The sequence below is a fragment of the Skermanella sp. genome, assembly GCF_059503625.1.
The window spans coordinates 1-2,558 of sequence record NZ_JCACHA010000387.1; the positions used below are offsets into that span (position 1 = coordinate 1).

Below are 2,558 nucleotides of genomic sequence, written 5' to 3' on the forward strand. Positions count from 1 at the left end.
CATCGTCAGCATTATCGGCGAACTCAAGGTACGGTGGCACCGCGACCTTCCGGCAGTGTCCAAGGGTCGCAGCCGCCGTGCTCTCCCGGTCGCGTGGCAGGTGGCATATCTGCTTCTCGGCCGAGACTCCTGACGCCTGTGAACACTCCGCCGCCTGAAGGCGGACGGCTTCTGGAGCAAGCTATGCGGCCCCCCGCTGGCTTGACGCTCCAAGGCCCGCTCCTGGCCTCTTTGACCACGGGAATGCCCGATGCTTGATGACCTTAGCCGCGTGAACGTCCCGATCCTCAACCGTCCCGCAACCGGGGCAGTTGTGGATGCGGTCGCTCAGCGTCTTCGGTGTCACCCGTCCGCAGCCGTCGCATTCCTGGGAAGTTCCGCATGGGTTGACCTTTGTGACCAGACCACCAGCCTTTGCGGCTTTGTAATCGGTGAACGAGATCAGCTGGCCCCACGCGGCATTGAGTACCGACCGGGCGAGCATACCACGTGCCAATCTGGTGACGTTCAGGTTCTCGAAGGCGAGGTGAGAGTAGCGGCTGACCAGAATACCGGACAGCTTGTGGGCAAAGTCCCACCGCTGGTTGGCGGCGCGGGCACTGTGCCGGGCAAGCCTCATCCTCGCCTTGAGCCAACGCCTGCTTCCCCGCCTACACCGGCCGAGGGCACGCTGGAGACGACGCTGTTTCCTGGATGCCTTGCCGGCCCATTGCGGTGTCAGCACGGTATCGCCGTCCGACGTGGCGATCAGACTGGTCAAGCCGACATCGATGCCGATTACAGCCCTGGCTGGGTAGGGTCCGTGAGCGTCGGGGGTTTCAACAAAGAAGCAGATATGCCACTCACCGCACGACCGGGAGAGCACGGCGGCTGCGACCCTGGCTTCTGCCGAGAGCTCGCGGTGCCACCGCATCTTGATTTCGCCGGGGATGCCGACGATGCCGAGCTTCCTGGATTTCCCGATCGTCACTCCATCGCCAGCTCGGAAGTCGGCACTGTCGAACATGCTTTTGGCCCGGAAGCGGAGGAAGCCGCTCTTGCCCTTCCTGACCCCGCCGAAGAACGCCCTGTCGAGACGGCGGACAACCTGCTGTCGGCCGAGTAGCTGTAGCTCGCCAGCCGCTCGTCAATCAGCCGGACGGCCTTCAACTCGCTGGCCTGATCGATGTAGCTGAGCGTCCTGCCCTGCCGCCGATAAGCCTCGATCCGCTGCTGGAGGCAGGCGTTGTAGAGATCGCAGAAGCTCCCGAGCATGTCCGTCAGAGCGACCGCCTGGGTGCTGTTCGGGAAGAGCCGGTATTTGTAGGTGAGGACAGGCATCAGCAGCGCCCTGCTGTCGGAGATACTCTTTCCATCTCTGTTTCAAGGAGACGACGCCGGCCCTCGTTCTGTTTCCCGCCCGCTTTGCGGCGGCCATCCTTGCCATCTGCAAGGCGTTCGGTGTGATCCTGGATGTGACAAGGGGTTCTGCCATAGCGGTAAGTGCACACCCGCCGAGGCGCGACGTCAAGCAGGAGTGCTTCTCACCCTCAGGGCGACCGGCTTTCCTCCGCCGCCTGAAGGCGGCGGCCCCCAGCTGGGGATCTGATGGGACGGCTGCTGACAGGTGACAACGAAGTACCGGCTGGATGAAAGCCCGATCCGAGGGCTAGCCAACTGCATCCACGACTGTCCCGGCTGACGGAAAGTCGTGGATCGCGACGTTCACGCCGAAGGTCATCAGGCATCGGGCATTCCAGTGGTCAAAGGGGCTAGGAGCGGGCTTTGGAGCGTCAAGCCAGTGGGTTGCCGCATAGCTTGCTTCAGAAGCCGTCCGTCTTCCAGGCAATAGGGTGTTCACTTACTCACCCAATGCACAAAAGTGGGCCGCGTAGGTGGCTATCTACGCGGCCCTGTCTCTAAGAGGCTCGGTTCCTCGAAACCGTTGACCGTCCGGGGCCTCTGACAGCTTGCCGGTTGGGCCACAGGCGAGCGGCAGGGTTTAGGCTGCCGCCCGCTTGCCTTTGTTCCGAGCGCTCTTTGCGCTCGATGAACGGAGATACCACTATCTTCGTAATCTGGATGCGCACCTGGGCACCTAGCTCATCGAAGTTCCATGGTCTTAGCCCAACCCGCAGTGCCTGTCGAGCCGTCAGCCGCGATCTGGCCTACAGGAAGAAAACCTGTGCGGCAAATCCTCACAGTCCGAGCTTTGTGGCGGATCTGCGCCGGAAGATGTTGGCTTCGCGCATTTAGTGGCCAGTCAGCTCGGCCCCGGCATGACGGAGCTGAGCCTGAATGGTGCGCTCGTCGCCGCGGTTCATGAGAGCACCAGAAACTATGGGAGGAGCTCAGGCTGCGGCAGTGAGTGGGACGGGCCCGACCTGGTTGGCTAGCATAGACGGATACCCGGTGGCGAAGAGGTCGCGCAGTGTGCCGTCGAGGCTGCGGGTTCGGGTTTTCAGGGGAAGGTGAGCCTCTTTCTTAGATCATTGCATCTGCTGTTTTGTATGAAAGCGCCGGCTGATGACGAGGCCGACAATGATTGGTTCATCCGCATTCCCGGTGCAGCGCGAGTG

Annotated in this window: 1 protein-coding gene and 1 pseudogene; both read right to left on the reverse strand. The window is 62.2% G+C overall.

The features are described from left to right. Nucleotides 1-181: 181 nt before the first annotated feature. Nucleotides 182-1,033: pseudogene (locus tag AC5JJ6_RS08675) on the reverse strand (RNA-guided endonuclease InsQ/TnpB family protein); the annotation flags it as partial. Continuing rightward, entirely contained in the window at nucleotides 967-1,320 is a 354-nt protein-coding gene (locus AC5JJ6_RS08680; protein WP_496041650.1) for a helix-turn-helix domain-containing protein, read from the reverse strand. The gene AC5JJ6_RS08680 and the pseudogene AC5JJ6_RS08675, both read right to left, overlap by 67 nt. Nucleotides 1,321-2,558 lie beyond the last annotated feature (1,238 nt).